19 protein-coding genes are annotated in these 17,975 nt (G+C 67.2%); 3 read left to right on the top strand and 16 right to left on the bottom strand.

The window, feature by feature from the left end:
- Positions 1-2: 2 nt before the first annotated feature.
- The 10 genes from D0901_RS09180 to nfo all read right to left on the bottom strand — a co-directional run bounded on the left by D0901_RS09180 (position 3) and on the right by nfo (position 11,958).
- Complete coding sequence (locus tag D0901_RS09180; RefSeq protein WP_129140004.1) at positions 3-1,385, bottom strand: hypothetical protein; 1,383 nt, start codon at positions 1,383-1,385, stop codon at positions 3-5.
- Complete coding sequence (locus D0901_RS09175; RefSeq protein WP_203234843.1) at positions 1,382-2,020, bottom strand: hypothetical protein; 639 nt, start codon at positions 2,018-2,020, stop codon at positions 1,382-1,384. The genes D0901_RS09180 and D0901_RS09175 overlap by 4 nt, the downstream gene beginning before the upstream one ends.
- Complete coding sequence (locus D0901_RS09170) at positions 1,962-3,401, bottom strand: FAD-dependent oxidoreductase (RefSeq protein ID WP_129140003.1); 1,440 nt, start codon at positions 3,399-3,401, stop codon at positions 1,962-1,964. The genes D0901_RS09175 and D0901_RS09170 overlap by 59 nt, the downstream gene beginning before the upstream one ends.
- Entirely contained in the window at positions 3,385-4,209 is an 825-nt protein-coding gene (locus D0901_RS09165; RefSeq protein ID WP_129140002.1) for an FTR1 family iron permease, read from the bottom strand. The genes D0901_RS09170 and D0901_RS09165 overlap by 17 nt, the downstream gene beginning before the upstream one ends.
- The gene (locus D0901_RS09160) at positions 4,199-7,150 is read right to left on the bottom strand and encodes a hypothetical protein (RefSeq protein ID WP_203234842.1); all 2,952 of its coding nucleotides are present in this window, start codon (positions 7,148-7,150) and stop codon (positions 4,199-4,201) included. Before D0901_RS09160 ends, D0901_RS09165 begins: the two co-directional genes overlap by 11 nt.
- Positions 7,147-7,656, bottom strand: a complete 510-nt coding sequence (locus D0901_RS21065) for a hypothetical protein (protein ID WP_203234841.1) — start codon at positions 7,654-7,656, stop codon at positions 7,147-7,149. The genes D0901_RS09160 and D0901_RS21065 overlap by 4 nt, the downstream gene beginning before the upstream one ends.
- Before the next feature lie 189 nt (positions 7,657-7,845).
- On the bottom strand, positions 7,846-9,873 hold the full coding sequence (locus D0901_RS09150) for a hypothetical protein (RefSeq protein WP_129140001.1): 2,028 nt from the start codon (positions 9,871-9,873) through the stop codon (positions 7,846-7,848).
- A gap of 268 nt (positions 9,874-10,141) precedes the next feature.
- A complete protein-coding gene (locus tag D0901_RS09145) occupies positions 10,142-10,663 on the bottom strand; it encodes an invasion associated locus B family protein (RefSeq protein ID WP_129140000.1) in 522 nt (173 codons plus the stop codon).
- Positions 10,664-10,788: 125 nt separating this feature from the next.
- Positions 10,789-11,082: a hypothetical protein gene (locus D0901_RS09140; RefSeq protein ID WP_129139999.1), complete on the bottom strand. Its 294-nt coding sequence runs from the start codon at positions 11,080-11,082 to the stop codon at positions 10,789-10,791.
- 18 nt (positions 11,083-11,100) lie between these two features.
- Complete coding sequence (gene nfo / locus D0901_RS09135) at positions 11,101-11,958, bottom strand: deoxyribonuclease IV (RefSeq protein WP_129139998.1); 858 nt, start codon at positions 11,956-11,958, stop codon at positions 11,101-11,103.
- A 359-nt stretch (positions 11,959-12,317) separates the two neighbouring features.
- Between nfo and D0901_RS09130 the strand changes: the two genes are divergently transcribed.
- Both D0901_RS09130 and D0901_RS09125 read left to right on the top strand, forming a co-directional pair.
- Complete coding sequence (locus D0901_RS09130; RefSeq protein WP_129139997.1) at positions 12,318-12,590, top strand: YjiS-like domain-containing protein; 273 nt, start codon at positions 12,318-12,320, stop codon at positions 12,588-12,590.
- Positions 12,591-12,710: 120 nt separating this feature from the next.
- Positions 12,711-13,406, top strand: coding sequence for an aspartate/glutamate racemase family protein (locus D0901_RS09125; protein WP_129139996.1), 696 nt, complete (start codon positions 12,711-12,713; stop codon positions 13,404-13,406).
- 2 nt (positions 13,407-13,408) lie between these two features.
- Here D0901_RS09125 and D0901_RS09120 read toward each other — a convergent pair whose 3' ends face one another.
- Complete coding sequence (locus D0901_RS09120) at positions 13,409-14,587, bottom strand: MFS transporter (RefSeq protein WP_162500846.1); 1,179 nt, start codon at positions 14,585-14,587, stop codon at positions 13,409-13,411.
- A 316-nt stretch (positions 14,588-14,903) separates the two neighbouring features.
- Here D0901_RS09120 and D0901_RS09115 point away from each other — a divergent pair, with 316 nt between their 5' ends.
- Positions 14,904-15,107 carry a putative motility protein gene (locus D0901_RS09115; RefSeq protein ID WP_129139994.1) on the top strand — a complete coding sequence of 68 codons (204 nt, stop codon included), beginning with the start codon at positions 14,904-14,906 and terminating at the stop codon, positions 15,105-15,107.
- Positions 15,108-15,177: 70 nt separating this feature from the next.
- Here D0901_RS09115 and D0901_RS09110 read toward each other — a convergent pair whose 3' ends face one another.
- The 5 genes from D0901_RS09110 to D0901_RS09090 all read right to left on the bottom strand — a co-directional run bounded on the left by D0901_RS09110 (position 15,178) and on the right by D0901_RS09090 (position 17,961).
- Positions 15,178-15,810: a cell wall hydrolase gene (locus D0901_RS09110; protein ID WP_129139993.1), complete on the bottom strand. Its 633-nt coding sequence runs from the start codon at positions 15,808-15,810 to the stop codon at positions 15,178-15,180.
- 221 nt (positions 15,811-16,031) lie between these two features.
- Positions 16,032-16,178 carry a hypothetical protein gene (locus tag D0901_RS09105; protein ID WP_203234840.1) on the bottom strand — a complete coding sequence of 49 codons (147 nt, stop codon included), beginning with the start codon at positions 16,176-16,178 and terminating at the stop codon, positions 16,032-16,034.
- Positions 16,178-16,702 carry a tetratricopeptide repeat protein gene (locus tag D0901_RS09100; RefSeq protein ID WP_203234839.1) on the bottom strand — a complete coding sequence of 175 codons (525 nt, stop codon included), beginning with the start codon at positions 16,700-16,702 and terminating at the stop codon, positions 16,178-16,180. The genes D0901_RS09105 and D0901_RS09100 overlap by 1 nt, the downstream gene beginning before the upstream one ends.
- A gap of 130 nt (positions 16,703-16,832) precedes the next feature.
- A complete protein-coding gene (locus D0901_RS09095) occupies positions 16,833-17,282 on the bottom strand; it encodes a GNAT family N-acetyltransferase (RefSeq protein WP_129139992.1) in 450 nt (149 codons plus the stop codon).
- A 151-nt stretch (positions 17,283-17,433) separates the two neighbouring features.
- Entirely contained in the window at positions 17,434-17,961 is a 528-nt protein-coding gene (locus D0901_RS09090; protein WP_129139991.1) for a GNAT family N-acetyltransferase, read from the bottom strand.
- Positions 17,962-17,975: the final 14 nt, after the last annotated feature.

Here is a 17,975-nt window from a genome sequence, read left to right as displayed (position 1 = left end):
GCTCATCGAGCGGCCCGTTGCTTTCGCGGGCAAGGGGCTCGCGTATGTACCAGCCAGAGTGGCGTGTCGCCGGTCAGTCGGGCAGGAAAGAAGGCGCAACGCCGGCCGTCGAAGGCTTTGACCAGGGCGGCTGTCGAGACCAGCCGCCAGCTGCCCGCGCGCAGGCGAATGGCGGCGTCGCCGTGGTAGTAGGCGTCGGTGACCCCCAACCGGGGCAGCGCCGCGCGCAGCAGCTCGACCTCGTGGTGGGTCACCAGTTGCGAGTCGCCGGGATGATGGCGCAGATAGGCGATCGCCTGCTGGACCGGCGCCAGGCGCGGGGCGCCGGCTAGCGCCCCGACCAGCAGCGTGCCCTGGCCGAGCAGCAGCGCGGCGAGCAGCCCCGTCGCCAGGTACCTCGGCAGCAGGGCGCGCAGCGCGGCGACGGCGAGTAACCCGCCGAGCGCGACGAGCGGCAGCAGGTGACGCAGATGCTGCGGGTTCTGGGCCAGGGCGGTCCAGGCCAGCGCCAGCCACCACAGCAGCAGCCAGGGGCGCAGGGCCGGGCGATGCCGTGTCAGCCACGGGGTGGCGAGGGCCACGACCAGCCCCAGCAGTGCCCAGATCACGCCCTGCACGCCAGCCTCGCGCAACGCGCCGGGCCAACTGGTGTGGGCGTCGCGGGCGCCGGCCGCCTCGCCCCAGATCAGGAAATGGCCCATCACGAAGCGCCAGCCCTCGGCGACGTAGGCGTGGCCGTCGGCCTGCCAGACGAAGGCCAGCGCGGCCAATACCATGAAGATGACGGCGACGACGAAACGCCGCCATGGCCAGCCGGGGCGACGCAGGAAGCCGCCCGCCTGGGCCAGCCACAGCAGCGCGTAGGTGGGCCGCACGCACCCGCCCAGCCCCCAGGCCAGGCCGGTGGTGACGCCGCCGCCGCGCAGCGCCAGCCAACCGGCCAGCAACAGCAGGCAAAGGCCGGGGCCGTCGGTGAGACCGGAGATCGCCACCTGGCCGGTCAGCGGGGTGGCGAGAATCAACAGGGTCACCGTCAGGCCGCCGAGGGCGTCGTCGAGCAGCCGGCGATAAAGCGCGCCGGCAAGCCAGGCCATCGCCAGGGTGGCGACCAGCGAGACGCCGAACAGCGCGGCGAAGGGCGTGGCGGTGACAGGGGCCAGCAGGCGGGCCAGCCAGATCATCCCCGGGTAGCCGGGGAAGTTGGGCGAGAACGCGAGGACGCTGAAATGCTCGACGCCGCGGGCCAGGAACAGCGCATCGTCGCTGCCGGGCAGGGCCGGGAAACGCCACAGCAGTACGGCGCCCAGGATGAGCGCCGCGAGCCCGGCAAGGCTGCCCGACCAGCGTGAAGCCGGGCGGCGCAGGCGGTGGGGCGAAGCGCTCATTGCAGCGGCGCGAGGACCTCCAGCAGGTGTTTTCTGGCCTCGCGGTAGGCGTCCGGGTCGGCCGGCTTCTGACCCACGCCGAACACCCCGGGGTTGCCCAGCGCGTCCATGCCGGCGTTGATCGCCTGGTTGGCGGCGTCGCGAGCATCGGCGTCGAGCTGCGGCGTGACCAGATCGAGAAAGCGCTTGGCCTTGAACACCAGCGCCTTGGCGGTCTGGTAGTCGTCGAGGTGTTCGCCGGCGCCGTCCAGGCGGCGCCGGATCTCGGCGACGAAGGCGCTGTCGAGGGCCGCGACCACGGTGTCCGTGTCGCCGCTCTTCACCGCGCTCTCGAGCTCGGCGTAATAGTCGCGGTCGAAGTCTTCCTGCAGGTAGGCCAGCTCCGGCTTCAGATCCTCGAGGGTCTCGAGCGCTTTGGCCTGATCGTCGGCGGCCAGGGCGTCGAGCAGTGCCTGGCGGCCCTCGATCAGTGGCTCCTTGCCGGCGGCGGCATAGGAGTAGGCCCAGGCCTGGCCGGTCGTCAGGGCGAGCAGTACCAGCAGCGCCAGCAGCCAGAGGTGGAGCGCCGGGCGGGGCTCAGGCGACGCTTTGGGTCTCGATGACGGTCTTCTCGTTGCGGTGATTGTAGATCTCATGGCGAAGGTCTCTTTGTTCCAGCAAGGCTTGGGCCGCCAACTGGCCCATCTCCATGGCGGTGTCGGTGAAGATGTAGCGGAAGGTGCCCTGGCGGCCACACATCAGCAGGTTGTCGAAGCGGCCCAGATAGCCCAGGTTGCGCTGACGCTCCTGATGGTAGCCCAGCGCCATCAGCGGGTAGGCATGCGCGGCGTAGGCGGAGAAGTGCTCGCCGGTGGCGCGCTCGCGGGGGATGCCCAGGCGTTCGAGGTCGGCGTGGGCACGCTCGCGCAGCGTCTCGCCGTCCATCCGCCAGGTGGCGTCGCCGACGTTGCAGGGGATCTCGAGCATCACCGAGGTATGGCCTTCGGGGGCCATGTAGGGCGAGCGACGACGCGGTTCCTGCAGACGGGTGGCGAGAATGTCCGGGTCCGACAGGTACTGCCAGGTGTGCGGCGAGATGTCCGGGCCGCGCATCGGCATGTTGAGAAAGCGCAGCGCGCGAAAGCCCAGCCGCGATTCGCCGCCGAGCATGCGCACCATCTCGGGCAGCGGCAGGCTGCTGATCACCGCATCCACCGGCATCTCGCCTTCGTCGCCGTCGCGGCCGAAGCGCACCGCCTTGATGCGGCCTGCCTCGCGGACGAAGCCCTTGACCGGCGCGCCGGTGATCACCTCGCCGCCGTGACGATGGATGAGATCGACCAGGTTGTCGAAGATCATGCCGAAGCCGTGACGCGGGTAGCGGTAGTGGCGGGCGTAGGTGCGCGGGGTGTCGCCACGACGCTGGATCAGCCGGCGGGCGACGTCGCGCAGGTCGATCAGGCTGATGCGCTGGGCCGCCCAGTCGCCGGAGAGCTGGCGCGGGTCGATGCCCCACAGCTTGCCGGTGTAGCCCTCGAAGAAGTTGCGATACAGCGTCTTGCCGAAGCGCGCCTCGATCCACTCGGCGAAGCTGATCTCGTCGTCGCGCTCCTCGAGATTCGGCGGGCGCAGGGTCTTGTTCAGCAGATCGAGGGAGGCCCCGGCGAGCAGCCCGGGCGGGGCGTTGCGCAGCAGGTTGCCCAGCGACAGCGGGTAGTCGTAGGTGCGCCCCTTGTAGCGGATCACGCTGGAGCGCTGGGCGTGCATCAGGTCGTCGCCCATGAGCTGCTCGATGAACGCCAGCAGCTCCGGGTTCTTGGTCAGAAAGCGGTGGCCGCCGAAGTCGAAACGGTAGGTGCCGGCACGGCCCTCGAACACCTGGGTGGCGGCCAGGCCGCCGACACCGCCCTCGGCTTCCAGTACCGTGACCTTGCAGCCGTTCTCGATCAGCTTCCAGGCGGCGGCGAGGCCGGCCGGGCCGCCGCCGAGCACGGCGACGTGGTCGGCGCGGGGGGGCACGTTAGCCGTGCTGGGCATGACGATAGCTCCGTTGCCAGATGACCAGGAATACCGCCAGGTAGACGGCCCATACCGCGAACTGGGCGGTGGTCGGAGTGGCGTTGTAGCCGAACAGGCCGCGCAGGAACATGCCGAACGGGCCCTGGTCGCTGAGCACGCCGGACAGGTCGAACAACTGGCCCTGGAACAGCGGCAGTACCTCGGCGGCCTGCAGGATGTTGGTGGCCGAGGCCAGCAGTCCGGCGGCGATCACGATCAGCAGCAGGCTGGTATAACGGAACAGCGGCTGCAGCGGCACCTTGCGGGCCCGCGAGAAGACCACCCAGACCAGCGCCACGGCCGCCACCAGCCCGATCAGGGCGCCCGTGACGCTGCCCTGCAGGCCGCCGGCGCCGCCACTGTAGGTCAGCGCCGAGAAGAACAGCACGGTTTCCAGGCCCTCGCGGGCGATCGAGACGAAGGCCAGCAGCGACAGGCCCAGCACGTCGCCGCCGGAGACCAGTTGCGAGAGATCCTCGTGGACCTGCGAGACCTTCCTGCCCGCCTGCCTGCTCATCCAGGTCACCATGTAGGTGAGCACCGCGGCGGCGGTGAGCATGATCACCGCCATGAAGATCTGCCGATACTGCTGCTGGTGAAACTGATCGACCACCACCTGGAACATCACGGCGGCGACGAACGACACCACCAGGCCCGCGATGACGCCCAGATAGATGTAGCGAAAGTAGCGTCGGGCATCCAGCTTGGCCAGGTGGACGAGGATCACGCCCACCAGCAGAAAGGCCTCCAGGCCCTCCCGGAAGGTGATCAGGAAGCTAGTCAGCATCGGCGGCTCCAAGGGTCTCTCGAAGGTGGTTCAGGGTGATGATGTCGGGGGTGGGCAGGTCGGGGAATGCCTGCTGGACGCGGTCGGTGATCCACTGCGGGTAGATGCGGAACTGCAGCTTGCTGTCGACGGTGATCGGCCATTCGACGTCGGCGGGCAACTCGAACGCCTCGTCGCGGTAGCCGTCGGCGGGGATCCGGGTGTCCTCGAGCATCCGCGCGAAGCGCCAGAAGTGCAGTTTCACCGGCCGGCCGTTCTCGTCGCCCATCACCTTGCGGAAGAGGCGGCTGTCCTCGGGCAGGTTGCCGTCGGCGTCGGGGAAGCCGCTATGGATCAGTTCCCGGCCGCTGGCGTCGGTGACCGTGACCTGCAGCCACAACTGGCGGAAGTCGGAGACCCCGGTGGGCAGCTTGTGGGCGGCACCGACGTTGCGCACGCGGACCACCAGCCGGCCGTCGTCGAGCCGCTCCTCGAGCTTGGCGGCGGTGCGCAGCAGCGCGATGCTCATGCGGCGCTGCTCGTCGCTGCGCAATCCGGCCAGGTGGTAGTTGGCGCCGGTGAACTGGTGGCTGACCATGTTCTCCTTCATCGGCCCGCCGTCGGTGCTGCGCCCGGGAACCGGTTCGCCGATGCGCGAGATGTCGCCGTGCATGTGGCAGTCGATGCAGCTGCGCTGCTTCTCGGGGCGTGCCGGGTCGTTGAACGAGGAGGTCTTCCACGCCTGGTAGGTGCCGACGATCTTGGATCCCGGGCCGGGCGAGAACTCGTCGTGGCAGTTGCCGCAGAAGCGCGCGTCGTCGTAGAACGGCTGGCTGTAGGAGTCGGCATGAACCTTGGGCTTGGCGCCGATCAACCGCTCGGAGAACCAGCGCAGCATGGGGTTGCCGCTGGTCTCGCCGGGGTAGGTCGGGCGGTCCTTGAGGTTGACGGTGAAGGCGGCGTTGCCGCCGGCGTCCTCCAGCCGGGTGATGCGGTGGCAGAACAGGCAGCCGGTGCCCTCGTCGAGAGCGTGGCTGGTGTCCCGGTACTCGGCGAGCAGGGTCTGGCCGTCCCTGTCGAACATGCGGTTGTCGTCGGCGTGGGTCTTCTTGCCCACGCTCAGCCGCTGCGGGTTGTGACAGCCCAGGCACCAGGCGCGGAAGCCTTCACCCTCGCTCTCGCCGGCGATGTCCTCGACCACCCGGTAATAGGGATTGGAGGCGCCCATGAAGTGATGATTCGAGTTGGCCCACTGCTTGTAGATGGTGCTGTGACAGCCGGCGCAGGAGGCCGAGCTGAGCCACTCCTCGGGGTGGACGAAGCGTTCGTCGCGGTCGAAGCGCAGCCAGGTGGAGACGTAGGGCAGGTTCTGGCGGCGGGTCACGTAGGCGTGCAGATCGTCCATGGCCGTCTTCACCACCGCCGGCGGGTGATCGGGATCGACCGGCTTGGCGCCGTCGCGGGTATCTTCGCCGAGCCCGCCCTGGGTGTCCTGGATCATGCGGATGTAGTCGCCGACGAAGTCGCCGCCGACCATGTGTTCGAGACCGGCGTGGCCGGTGATGGCGGTGTTGGGCGAACGGTTGGGGCCGTGGGGATTGGCCTCGCCGGCCGCCATCAGGTAGCGGTTGGTGAAGTTGAAGCCGTCGACGTGGCAGCTGTCGCAACTCATCCAGAAGTCGCCGGCCATCGGGTAGTCGGGGTTCTCGGCGGTATTGGCGTCGTTGAAGATCGTCTTGCCGCGACGTACCGGGGCCGGCAGCGGGTCCTCGGCGACCAGTTTCGCCCAGTGGGGGGTGTCGACGCGAACCCGCGCGAAGGGCGAGTCGCCGCCGGTATTCAGCCGCGTGACATCGAGGCTCATGGCGTTCTGCACGTAGAGCTTGTCGCCCAGTGCCACCAGCCCGCGCGGGTTGTCGCCGGGGACGTCGCGCACCAGCTGCGAGGCCTGGGCGCCGCTCTCGGTGCCACGGCCACGCTTGCTGTGGCCGAGCTTCTCGGGGTCGTGGACCCCGCGCGAGCGATCGAAGACCAGCACGTCCTCGCTGCCCGCCATGGTCACGTAGACCTTCTTGCCGCTGGCGGAGAACTCGGCGTCCGTGGGGTTGGAGGTGATCAGGGTGCGGTTGCGGGTGTTCTGCAGGTTGATCTGCTGGAACAGCTGCTTGCGCCAGGGCAGGATCTCGCGCTCCTTGCCCGGGGTCAGCGCGAGCTCCGAAATCGCCGGAAACACCGTCGACTGGAACTGGAAGGGGTGGTCGAAGTTCCACAGCACGTGGGGCAGCCAGGCGACGCTCTCGTCCGGCGACACGGCGATGTCGTCGAGGCGCCGCGGCAAGCCCTGGGAGACGCTCTCGTCGGGATTCTGCTCGACGGCGAGGTCGATGCGCTTGACCCGCTTCGGCGGCAGGCGGCTGGTGTCGTAGAGCGACACCTGGCCGGTCATGGCGTGGCTGACCAGTAGCCGGCCGTCACTGAGCAGCGCCAGGCCTCGCGGCGTGTCGGCGGTGCCGAGGCGCTGGCGGATCTTGCCGTCGAGGCCGACACCGACCAGCTCGGCCGATTCAAAGAGCGTGACCCAGAACAGCCGGTTGCGGGCATCGTAGACCACGCCGAAGGGTTTCTTCGCCAGCGACAGGGTCTTCTCGACCTCGAGGGTATCGGCGTCGAGCAGCCAGAGCTTCTCGGCGAGATCGTCGGTCACCGCCAGCAGCCCCGCGTCGGGCGCCAGGGCCAGGCGTCTGACGTCGCGGCCCAGGTGGCGCTCGATGCGCTGGTCGGGATCTTCGACGGCGATCCGCGAGACGCTGCCGGCTTCGAGATTGGCCGAATAGAGGAAGTCACCGTCCGGCGAAGCGATGAAGCCGCCGCTGCTGACCGCCGCCGAGGCCGTGACACAGACCAGCAGGCACACCAGTGCCGTCAGCCCCCGCCACCCCGTGCTGCGCGACACTCGACTCATGGCGTCGTCCGCAGCCAGCCCAGACGCCGCCACAGCGGGCGCAGTACCGACCAGCGGAAGGCGTGACGCAGCAGCAGCGGGGCGAAGGTCAGGGTGGCGATCAGGTGGGCCCAGTGCATGACGGCACCCAGCGTGTCGCCACGATTGCCCCACCCCACCAGATAGACGCCGCTGACGGCGATGATCAGCAGGAGAATTTCCATCAGCCGGCCGGTGACGCGCAGGAAGGCCTTGCGCGAGGTCTGCAAGAGCCGCCGGTGAGCGAGCCAGAAGGGCGCCACCACGAGTGGCGCGCCGAACATGCCGAGCAGGCCGTGCAGGGCCAGCGACCAGCGCTGCAACGGCCAGTCCGCCGCCCACCAGGCGACCAGCGGCAGGCCGGTGAGCAGCAGGGCGTAGAGGGTCCACTCCGCGGCGCGATGACGATAGGCCAGCCGCCACCAGTACCCGGCGGCGGCCTCGGGCAGCGGGGAGCGCGATGTCAGTCGGGTGGGCAACGTCGTCATGTCGAGCTGTGCGCGATAACCGTTCTCTGCTGGGAGACTAGATGATATCAACCCTCATTCTTATTCGCTTGTTCTTTTCTGCTCGACCTTCGGCGTGGCGCAAGGTTCCTTGACCTGACGCATGTCGCGACGGCCGCCAACGCAAAAGGCCGCCCGGTGGGGCGGCCTTCGGTCGGGCGGGGTGGCGTGTCAGTCGGCCGCGACCGTCGCCTTGGCGGCCATGACCGCGGCCATGCCGTTGCCATCGCCGGCGGCGGTGACCTGCGGGACGTGGTCGTCGTCGGTATCGCCGCCCTTGCCGGGGATCACGTGCTCGCCGGTGTCGGTGCCCCATTCGGCGAGCTGCATGCCGCCGTCGAGACTCGGGCCGTTGTGCACGGTGCGGAACCAGCTCACGTAGCGCTGGGTCAGCGGGCCGAGTTCCAGGGCCGCGGCGTTTTCCTGGCCTTCGTTGCGGAACTGCAGCATGGCGCTGCGCAGCCCGCCGGAGATCGCCGCCTCGCTCAGCGGGGTGTGCACGGTGGGCTCGCCGGGCCGGGTGGCCCAGGTGCCCACGGCGTCATCGTAGAGTTGCTCGTCGATGGCGAGATACAGCTTGCGCCCGGCGTCGCGGTACTTGGCGTCCTTGGTCGCGGCGAAGGCCGCCCCCAGGCCGCGCAGCATGGCGAACTGGGTGGCCAGCGACTGGCCGTCGTCGGCTGTCACGGCGTCGCCGTCCAGAGTCAGGCCGTCGCTGACCAGGCCATCGTCGGTGAAGGCGTTGGCGAGCAGGAAGTCGGCCTGACGACGGAGCATTGTCAGGGCGCGTTCGCCGAGGTCGGTCTCGATTTCGGAGGCCGCGGCCTCGGCGCTGGCGTAGCCGACCGGCTGCGCGCTCTGGGCGCGATGGTAGATGTCCAGCGCCACCAGGCTATAGGCGGCGTCGAAGGTGGTGACGTGCTGGCCGCGCTCGCCGTCCTGCCAGGTATCGACCAGGGTGCCGGCCTCATCGTCGAAGTGCAGTGCATCGAGGTTGCTGAAGACCAGGTGCGCGAGATTGCTGGCCAGCGAGAAGGCGTCGTCGCCGACGACGTCGTTGCTGGTGTCGTCGTCGCGATTGGCCTCGGCGGTGGCCTTGAACGGCTGGCCGTCGAACACGGCGAGGAAGGCCGGGTTCTGCGACTGGTTGGCGTCGCGCTGGTCGGTGAAGCCGTAGTACTCGGCGAGCGGCCACAGCAGCATCCATTCGTCGCGCAGCTGCGAGCTGGCATCGGCGACGCTCAGTTCGCCGAGGGCGTTGACGCCCTGCTGCTGGACGAGGCGGGTGTCGATGCGATGCGGGAACCACACCGGCTGCTCGGCGGGGTCGTAGTCAGGACTCACCTCGGCGCCGAGCGACTCGCCATCGTAGGCCAGCCGGTTCTGGAGCAGGGCCATCTTGTCCAGCGAGATCTCGGTGAGCAGCATGCCGTTGAAGCCGTCGACCGAGGAGACCCCCAGGGCGTAGGTGCCGTCCTGGTCCATGTCGGCGGACCGGGCGGCGGTTTCCTCGTCGCCGTCGGTGGTGTGCATGCCGCCCAGGAAGTCCTGCGACCACATGACTTCCTTGAGCAGCATGCCGCCGATCGCCGCCGGGCTCAGCTGATCGTCCATCTGCGCGGGATCCCAGGCCAGGCTGGCGAAGTCGCGGCTGTAGGCGGGGATGTCGGTCTGCACCGTCTCGCCGCCGGCGGTGGTGACTTCATCGTGGTTGACGACGCTGGTGTCGACCTTGCCGGCGAAGGCGGGCACGCCGGCGCGCAGCGGCAGGCTGATCGGGTAGAGGTTCAGGGGGATCTCGTCGGTGGGATAGCCGACGGCCTGGCTCAGGCCGATCACCCGCTTGCCGAGATCCTCGAGACTACCGCCGCGGGCCTGGTTGCGCGGGCCGTTGGCGAGGTGCGGGCCCATTCGCGACTGGTAGTTGACCGCGTACATGGCCTCTTCGGAGTACTCGTAGCTCTCGATGCCGGCGGTGTAGTCGAACGCCGTGGGCTGGTCGATGGCATTGGGGTCGAGGATGTCGAGGTCGAGACCCAGCGACTCGGCCAGGGGCTCCCCGGAGAGTTCGAATTCGGTATAGGCCAGCATGCCCGGTCCGACCTCGAAGGTGTCGTCGTCGACGTTGACCGTGACGCCGGCCTGGGCCGACGCGCAGGCCAGCAGCCAGGGCGCAACCACCAGTGTTGTGCGTTTCATGGTGTTCCTTTCGTATCCCGATGATGAGTGTCGCGATGATCGACACGCCCGGCACGGCAAGACGAAGGAGCGATGGCCGCGCAAGCGTGATGAGCATCAAATGATATTGGTTGGCATTTCGGTTGGCAATCGCGAGTCGCTGCGACCTTGTGCCGAGAGCGCGTCATCGGGAAGGGCGAGCGGTGCGGGGGGCGGTGAAGCCGGGCGGGAAGCGACGACGGCCCCATCGCGGGGCCGTCGTCCGGCGGCATGACGCGGCCGCTCGGGGTCAGCGGGCGATCCGCTGGCTGGCGTCGGTAAAGCCCATCAGCGAGATGTCGAGGTCCATGCGCTGGCCGTCGGGACCGATCAGGCTCACGGTCGCCTTGCTGCCGCTGCGCAGCTGGTTGAGCAGCTCCGGCTTGACCGGGATGTCCGCCCGGCAGCCATCCGGCACGCAGACCTGATAGGGGAACTTGAGCGGCTTGCTGTTATCGATGGTCAGTTGCAGGCCCGGGGCGAGGCGCACGCCCAGCGGCAGCAGGAAGACCATCGCCGGCCCGTCGATCTGGGGCGGATAGGCGATCACAACGCGCATCACCGGCTCGTTGCCCCCGGGGTTGTCGATCAACTGAGTCATGGTGCAGTTGCCCTGGGTGGGATCGGTCGGGCAGCGCACCTCCCAGTCCTGGAAGCGCTGGGTCTTGACGTTGGCACCGTTGGCACCCTGCTGCTGGGCGAAGGCCACCGGGGCCATGGCCATCAGTATCAGGGCGGTGGCCAGCAGGCGGCGGGTCAGGCGTTCGAGCATGGCGAGGGGACTCCTTGTCGTCGGATGGTGGAAGGACTCGGGTTCAAGGTAGTTCAACACGATGAGGGGGCCGCTGGCGAATGCGGCGCCCTTGCCGGGGGTGGCGAGCGATCGGCCGGGCCCATTCAGGCGATCAGCCAGCCCAGCACGAACAGGCCGATCAGCACCCAGCAAAGGCCGCCGACGACACTGCCGCGCAGGAAGGCGCGTAGTCCCTTGTAGAGCAGCAGCAGGCCGATGACCAGCACGATCAGGCTGAACAGCGAGGCGCTGATCCCCAGCGAGCCGGTCAGCCCCTCGAGGAAGTCGTGAAGGGCGAAGTAGAGGCCACCGAACAGCGAGCGCAGCAGCTCGACGAGGGCGTGAATGGCGTCGCCGAGCGTTTCGCCCAGCCAGTTGAAGAATCCGTCTTCTCGCATGGGGGTCCTTGTGTCGAATCAGGCGGGCCGAGGCATGGCCTGTTGGGCGCGCAGCCAGGCGATCTCTTCCGACCACAGCGCTGGCTCGATGGTTTCCAGAATCAGCGGAATCCCATCGAGCCGCGGGTCGCGCATCAGGGTCGTGAAGCCCTCGAGGCCGATATTGCCATGGCCGAGGCTGTGATGCCGATCGACGCGGCTGGCGAACGCGCTCTTGGCGTCGTTGAGATGCATGCCGCGCAGGTAGTCGAAGCCGACCACCTCGCCAAATTCGTCGAGCGTGGCGGTGGTCGCTTGCGCGCTGCGCAGGTCGTAGCCGGCGGCGAAGGCATGGCAGGTATCGATGCACACGCCGACGCGGGACTTGTCGTCGACTTGCTCGATGATCGCCGCCAGATGCTCGAAGCGGTGGCCGAGGTTGGTGCCCTGGCCGGCGGTGTTCTCGATCACCGCGACGACCGACTCGGTCTGCGCATGGGCCCAGTTGATCGACTCGGCGATGCGTGCCAGGCAGTCGTCCTCGCTGATCCGCCCCAGATGGCTGCCGGGATGGAAGTTGAGCAGCGTGAGGCCGAGCTGCTCGCAACGCCGGCATTCGTCGAGGAACGCCGCCCGCGATTTCTCCAGGCCGTCGCGCTCGGGGTGACCGAGGTTGATCAGGTAGCTGTCGTGGGGAAGGATCTGCCCCGGACCGAAGCCATGATGGGCGCAGGCCTCGCGAAACTCGGCGATGGCGGTTTCGCTCAACGGCTTGGCGTGCCAGCGGCGCTGGTTCTTGGTGAACAGCGCCAGGGCGTCGGCGCCGATCTCGACGGCGCGCTCGATGGCTTTCGCCGGGCCGCCGGCGGCGCTGACATGGGCTCCGATGTGCTTCATTCACGGCTCCACGGATTCCGGAAGGGCGTCATGATAGAGCCTGAGCGGGCGGTTCGCGAATCGTGCCGGTTGACGCCGTTCATAAGGGATGGTTCTAATGAATGAGCGATGGTCGATAAGGCCATCGCTTTTCGTCAACCACCCGTCGGACCTCGACATGATGCTATCCCGGGCCACCTGGACCAACGCCACGTACCGAGTCATGAATCATCGTGACCCACGTATGTGCGTCCGTCCGTGTGCCGTCGATCGAGTCTGACTTTCCCGGCCGCGGATCCTACCGCGGCCCCGAGTGATTTCTCACCAGCCATCTCTCTTTGCCCCGCCAGGATCCCGGCCTCCCGACAGGAGACCGACCCATGATTCTGGCAACACTCTACCGCAACATCGCACGTGCGCTGCATGCCCGTCGCCGTGGTCGCGTGACCCTCGAGTCGCTGGCCCATCTCGACGCGCGCCTGCTGCGCGATGTCGGCCTGCACGTCGAGGCCGGCGCCGTCAGGCCGCTCGACCCCGAGGCCTTCGCCGCGCGCGTCGAGGTGCGTGAACTGCCGCTCACCGGCACGCCGCGGGTGGCCGGCAACCGCGACGAAGGGGGATACTGTCCCCACTGTGGCGCGGCGCTGACCTAGCGTGGCCGCGGCCGCCGGGGGGGCGGTCGCGGCGACTCCATGCCCCATCGACGACGGAACCAAGGGATCGGTCCCGTCGTCGCCCCATGCACTGGAATACCTATCCAAGGAGAGACAAGCATGAAGACCATCGGTGTGCTCGGTGGGATGAGCTGGGAGTCGACCCAGAGCTATTACCGACTGCTCAACGAGGGCGTCAAGGCCCGTCTGGGCGGCTTCCATTCGGCCCGCGTGTGCCTGGTCAGCGTCGACTTCGCCGACATCGAGGCGCTGCAGCGGGCCGGCGACTGGGACGCGGCCGGACGCTACCTGGCGGCCTCGGCGCGCCAGGTCGAGGCGGGCGGCGCCGATTGCCTGGTGCTGGCCACCAACACCATGCATTGCGTCGCCGAGGCGATCGAGACCGCCATCGACATTCCGCTGCTGCATATCGCCGACGCCACGGGAGCGGCGCTGCGCGACGCGGGGGTTAGCCGCGTCGGCCTGCTGGGAACGCGCTTCACCATGGAGCAGCCTTTCTATCGGGAACGCCTGGAGCAGCGTCACGGCATCGAGGTCGTGGTCCCCGACAGCGAAGCGCGGCAGGCCGTTCACGACATCATCTTCCAGGAGCTGGTACTGGGGACCATCGACGACGCCTCCCGCGAGCGCTATCTGGCGATCATCGACGCGCTGGCCTCGCGGGGGGCCGAGGGCGTGATCCTGGGCTGCACCGAGATCGCTTTGCTGGTACAGCAGGCGCACACCGCGTTGCCGCTGTTCGATACCACCGACCTGCACGCCCGGGCAGCGCTCGCCTTCGCGCTGGACGACTGAGCTCACGCGGTAGCCGGGGCCGTCTCGTCGCGAATGGCCGCTAGCAGCAGGGCACAGGCCAGCGACACCAGCGCCGTCGCCACGAAGACATGGGGCATACCCCATCCGGCGGCGATGATGCTGCCGAGCAGCGGGCCGAGTACCTGACCGAGGTATTGAAAGGCGGTCGACCAGCCCAGCACCACGCCGAGCTGGGCAGCGTCATTGCCGAGTTCTCGCAGGGCCGCTTTCAGGCAGGGCAGCACGCCGCCGAGCGCGAGCCCCATCGCGAAACGCAGCGCTGTCAGCGTGATCAGATCGTCGACGAAGGCCTGAGGCACGATGCAGGCGATGCTGACCAACAGGCCGGCGATGGCGACACGTCGGGCGCCGTAACGGTCGGCGAGGGTACCGAGCCTCAGCGACGAGATCAGGCTGCCCAGCGCCGTGGCGGAGAGTACCAGGCCGGCCGCCGAGGCCATCGCCAGGCCGTGGTTGTCCAGTCCGGCGACGACCGTCGAGATGATCGGCTCGATCGACAGGGTAGCGACCATCAGGCCCGCGGTGGCCACCAGCACCGCAAGCATGGCCGGTCGTACCCGAGTCGTCGCGGGGCGGGAGTCGGCCTGGGAAACGCGGCGCCCCGGCGGTACTCGCTCGCGAATCAGCAGGGCGGTCGCCAGGACGTTGACGAAGATCAGGCTGCCGGTGATCAACAGGGCCTCGCGCATCCCCACATGAGCGGCGAGGATGCCGCCCAGGGCGGGGCCGACAAGGCTGCCCGCGAGGATGCAGGCCGAGAGGGCGCCCTGTGCGTAGCCACTGCGCTCGGCGGGCGCCTCCCGGGCCATCAGGATGGTCGCGCCGGACGCGTAGCCGCCGGCCACGCCGGTCAGCAGGCGCAGCAATGCCAGTTGCCAGGCGCTGGTCGCCAGCCCCATCAGCGTCATGCAGACGAACATGCCCAGGCTGGCGCGGACCAGGTTGAGACGGCAGCCGTAACGATCGGATAGCTTTCCCCACAGCGGCGCGAGCAAGGCCGCGGTGATGAAGGTCGCCGAATAGATCGCCCCTGACCAGAGATACACCGCGTCTGTGGAGTAATCGTCCAGGGTCTCCAGGTAGGCGGGCAGGAAAGGCAACATCAATGTCATCGCCACGACATTGATGAAGGCTCCGCCACCGCTGATCCAAAGGTTCATCTGCCAACCGCCGTTCGTTCGGCTCGGGGGCGTCGTCATCGCCTTGGTACTCGTCGCTTCGGGGGTCGAGTGACGGTATAGCGCTCCTTTTATAAAAACAATTCATGTTTATTATTAATTGGATTCCATAATGTTATCTCATGAGGCTAGGGCGTGATCGCGACCCGACGCCATCGGCGAGCGGCGTTCGGGAAGCGGGATGTCACGGTCGAGGCGCTCGTGTTGGTATTTCGTATCCGCGCTAAGGTTGGGCGTGGCGATGCCGATAGACAGGGTGTAGGTTCGACATACACTCACCGATGCCGAGGTTCGCAACGTGGATACATCCGTCAACGCCACCGTGGGCACGGCCGTGGCCCTTCAGCAGTTCAATGCCGACCAGCAGGCCCAGACGAGCCTGCTCAAGCAGGCGCTGGATACGCAAGCGTCACAGATGGAACAACTGATGGACTCCGTGACTCCGCAGAACCAGCTGGCCACGACCGGCACCGTCGGTACCCGCATCAACACCGTCGCCTGATCGGGCGCTACCTACGGCGCCGTGGTGATCCCGCGGCGTCTCCTTTCTCGCCTCGCCGTGCCGGCGATCATCAGCAGGGGCAGTCGCCCTCCGGCCGATAGAAGATGAAGTCGCCAGCCTCGAAGGTCTGGGTGAACTGCTTCGACCAGTAGGGTGCCGCATTGCGGTGATGGAAGAACAGTGCGCCGCCGGTCCGATCTTTCAGTTGCCCGTTGAGCGCCTTGCGTGCGACCTCCTTGGCCGTGTCGTAGGCGGTGTCCTCCCTGGCATCGTCGGCACGCCCGTCGCACCACCACGAGAACTGGCAACTGCCCTGTTCCGAGCCCTGCTTGACCACGCCGCAGACAGTATCGGGGAACCCCGGGCTGCCGAGTCGGTTCATTACCACGTTGGCGACGGCTTCCATGTCGGTGGCCTCGGTGCCGCGGGCCTCCCAGTAGATGGAACGCGCCAGACAGGTAATGGGGTCGTCGAGCGGCGCTTCACCGGCGGGGTCGACGGCCTGGACGCCGGGTGGGGTGATCAGCTCGGCCCTGGTGGGCGGCTTGCCGTCGCCATCGGAGGCGGCGCTGTCCTGCAGGTTCTCCGCCTTTCTTTCGGCGATGACCGCCTTCGGGGAGGGCGCGTCGGCCGCGGCGATGCCCGGGAGCGCGAGGGCAAGACAGAGCAGGCAGGCAGCGATTCCCCGAGTGGGTGAGTGCATGATGGATGACTCCTGACGCGGATTGTCGCGGACGGGCGTCCCGTGTCGACGCTCGCAGTGAGTGTAGATCGTCGCACTGGAAGCCGGTGGCTGGTTCGGTGCGTCATACCGGCCACTGAGGCGGCGTGCACACTGTCCGGTCTGACTCACGCGGTCCGTTCGTGTTCCGGGAGGCCCAGGGCCACCCACTAAAACCCAGGCGGCCTGCGGACCCTGCGCCATCACGCCCAGCGCATCGACAGGTCGAGCGACACCAGGATCGTCGCCAGCTCGCCCGGCAGATAGTTGGCGGCGCCATCGCCGAGGAAGTGCGTCCATCGGCATCCGGTTACATAGCCTGGGGCGGGAAGCCGATGGTTGGGTGTCATTACCACCCTTCCGGCCAGCCTTGCGGCGGTGGTTGTAACTTGGATTTGATGAACGTCAAATACTTGGGATCATCGAGTTCGAAAATTGCCTTGCCTGCAGGGATGTAGGCTCGTGCCAGTTCGTCCTCGGCTCTTGCCATGTTGCCGAGTTCATATTGGCACTGGCCGAGCCGAAGGTGCAGGAATGGATTTCCGATGGCCCCGGGAAGGTGCATTGCGGCACTGAAGTTGTCACGACACGCGGCGTAATCGTCGTCAAGAAAATTGGCATCGCCAATGGCGGCGAGCAGCCATAATGCAGCATCCCACTCTTGCTTTGGCTCGGGTAGAAGTTCCCATGCCTGCCGATAGGTCGCGATAGCCTTGCGGTAATGTTGGCGCTCTGCCAGAGCATCGCCCCGTTCGGAAAGCCTTTTGACTCGGGCGTCGATGGTGGCGGGCAGCTCCTTGGGTTCGGGGGGCTCCGCCGCCATTGTGACCGAAGTGGCGAGCAAGGCCATGGCCATCGTGACGAGCCTTTTCATGATAACCATTCCGTTCCTCTTCTTGACCCGCAGCATTCTGAGGCTCTGCACACCTGTAGCGGAGCTGCCCCAGCCGGCAATTCTGACGATTTCATTCTGATTCCTACGATGGCTCGCGCTTGGCACTGAGTTAGCAAGGTGCCGACATCAGTACATAACGTTCTCGGGCGGCGAACCCCGCCGAACGATAAAGGCGCTGGGCTTGTTCGTTGTTCCGCGCGACCTCCAGGCTCAGCGCTCGGACACCGAGCGCTGCCAGCGCCTGTTTGACACGATTCAGGATGATCTTGCCGATACCCATGCCTCTTTTTTCTCGAACGATGAAAAACTCGTCGATGGTCGCTTCGCGCCCTCCGAATTCGATGGAATGCACGAAGCAAACTGCAATATATCCTATCGGTTGTGAATCCCAATCAATGATCCATAAGCGGCCCAGTTCACTGTCGCCGAGAAGCGGCCGGATCGAGGATGGCGAATATGTTTCATCACCGCAAATACCCTCGAATTCATGATAGGCACGAACATAAGGTTCCACGATGTCCAGATCGCTTTCTGTCGCCATTCTCAAATGGATGTCCATGTTCTATCTCCGTCAGCACTGCAATCGGTTAGGTGTTCTGTGTGTGCCTGACAATCCCTTTGGCCGTTCATGCAGGGTGAGGAATGGAGCGGGGCGGAACTCGAACAAGCGCATTCAAGGCGTCGCCCTATGGTGGCGTCCGAGGTGGTCCTTATCTAGCGTTCGGCGCCCCGGTACCGAGTGTCTTCTCCATGCCCAGCGTGGCGTTTTCCTCGATCGCCACGCGATACCCGTGACGCCGGTAGAGATCGAGCGCTGGACTGTTCTTGAGCACGCGCAGCCGAATGCGATCCAGCCGCCGGTGGCGGGCGAGCCGCTCCACTTCGCGCAACAGCCAACTGCCGATGCCACGCCGACGATAGGCGGGCACGAGCTGCAGTTCGCGAAGATAGGCGTGCGTGGCGGTGTAGTTCAGGGAGAGAAAGCCGACGATCGTCTGGCCGGCCATCAGGCGATAATTGTCCGCTTCGGCATAGCCCTCGCGAAACAGGCGGGGGCGCCAGGCGACCCCGACTTGCTTCAGGGAGGGGCGCATGTTGTCGCGCACCAGTCGCTCGGCTCGCCCGCGGTCGGCCGGAGTCGCGGGCTCCAGATGCACGATCTCGTCGCCGAGGTTGAGGGTGACGGCGTCGGTCGACCGATACATCGCCAGACGCGGGCGGTGATCGTGGCCACTCATGTCATGGGGTCTGC

Origin of the sequence: Modicisalibacter coralii, assembly GCF_004117855.1 — a bacterium.
GTDB lineage: Bacteria > Pseudomonadota > Gammaproteobacteria > Pseudomonadales > Halomonadaceae > Modicisalibacter > Modicisalibacter coralii.
Note: the sequence above shows the minus strand (reverse complement) of the source record. Positions and strands in the feature narration are given on the sequence as shown.

Coding starts and splice junctions, on each gene's coding strand:
- D0901_RS09180 (WP_129140004.1), bottom strand. CDS start 1,385: ATGAGCGCTTCGCCCCACCGCCTGCGCCGCCCGGCTTCACGCTGGTCG.
- D0901_RS09175 (WP_203234843.1), bottom strand. CDS start 2,020: ATGAGATCTACAATCACCGCAACGAGAAGACCGTCATCGAGACCCAAA.
- D0901_RS09170 (WP_129140003.1), bottom strand. CDS start 3,401: ATGCCCAGCACGGCTAACGTGCCCCCCCGCGCCGACCACGTCGCCGTG.
- D0901_RS09165 (WP_129140002.1), bottom strand. CDS start 4,209: ATGCTGACTAGCTTCCTGATCACCTTCCGGGAGGGCCTGGAGGCCTTT.
- D0901_RS09160 (WP_203234842.1), bottom strand. CDS start 7,150: ATGAGTCGAGTGTCGCGCAGCACGGGGTGGCGGGGGCTGACGGCACTG.
- D0901_RS21065 (WP_203234841.1), bottom strand. CDS start 7,656: ATGACGACGTTGCCCACCCGACTGACATCGCGCTCCCCGCTGCCCGAG.
- D0901_RS09150 (WP_129140001.1), bottom strand. CDS start 9,873: ATGAAACGCACAACACTGGTGGTTGCGCCCTGGCTGCTGGCCTGCGCG.
- D0901_RS09145 (WP_129140000.1), bottom strand. CDS start 10,663: ATGCTCGAACGCCTGACCCGCCGCCTGCTGGCCACCGCCCTGATACTG.
- D0901_RS09140 (WP_129139999.1), bottom strand. CDS start 11,082: ATGCGAGAAGACGGATTCTTCAACTGGCTGGGCGAAACGCTCGGCGAC.
- nfo (WP_129139998.1), bottom strand. CDS start 11,958: ATGAAGCACATCGGAGCCCATGTCAGCGCCGCCGGCGGCCCGGCGAAA.
- D0901_RS09130 (WP_129139997.1), top strand. CDS start 12,318: ATGATTCTGGCAACACTCTACCGCAACATCGCACGTGCGCTGCATGCC.
- D0901_RS09125 (WP_129139996.1), top strand. CDS start 12,711: ATGAAGACCATCGGTGTGCTCGGTGGGATGAGCTGGGAGTCGACCCAG.
- D0901_RS09120 (WP_162500846.1), bottom strand. CDS start 14,587: ATGAACCTTTGGATCAGCGGTGGCGGAGCCTTCATCAATGTCGTGGCG.
- D0901_RS09110 (WP_129139993.1), bottom strand. CDS start 15,810: ATGCACTCACCCACTCGGGGAATCGCTGCCTGCCTGCTCTGTCTTGCC.
- D0901_RS09105 (WP_203234840.1), bottom strand. CDS start 16,178: ATGACACCCAACCATCGGCTTCCCGCCCCAGGCTATGTAACCGGATGC.
- D0901_RS09100 (WP_203234839.1), bottom strand. CDS start 16,702: ATGAAAAGGCTCGTCACGATGGCCATGGCCTTGCTCGCCACTTCGGTC.
- D0901_RS09095 (WP_129139992.1), bottom strand. CDS start 17,282: ATGGACATCCATTTGAGAATGGCGACAGAAAGCGATCTGGACATCGTG.
- D0901_RS09090 (WP_129139991.1), bottom strand. CDS start 17,961: ATGAGTGGCCACGATCACCGCCCGCGTCTGGCGATGTATCGGTCGACC.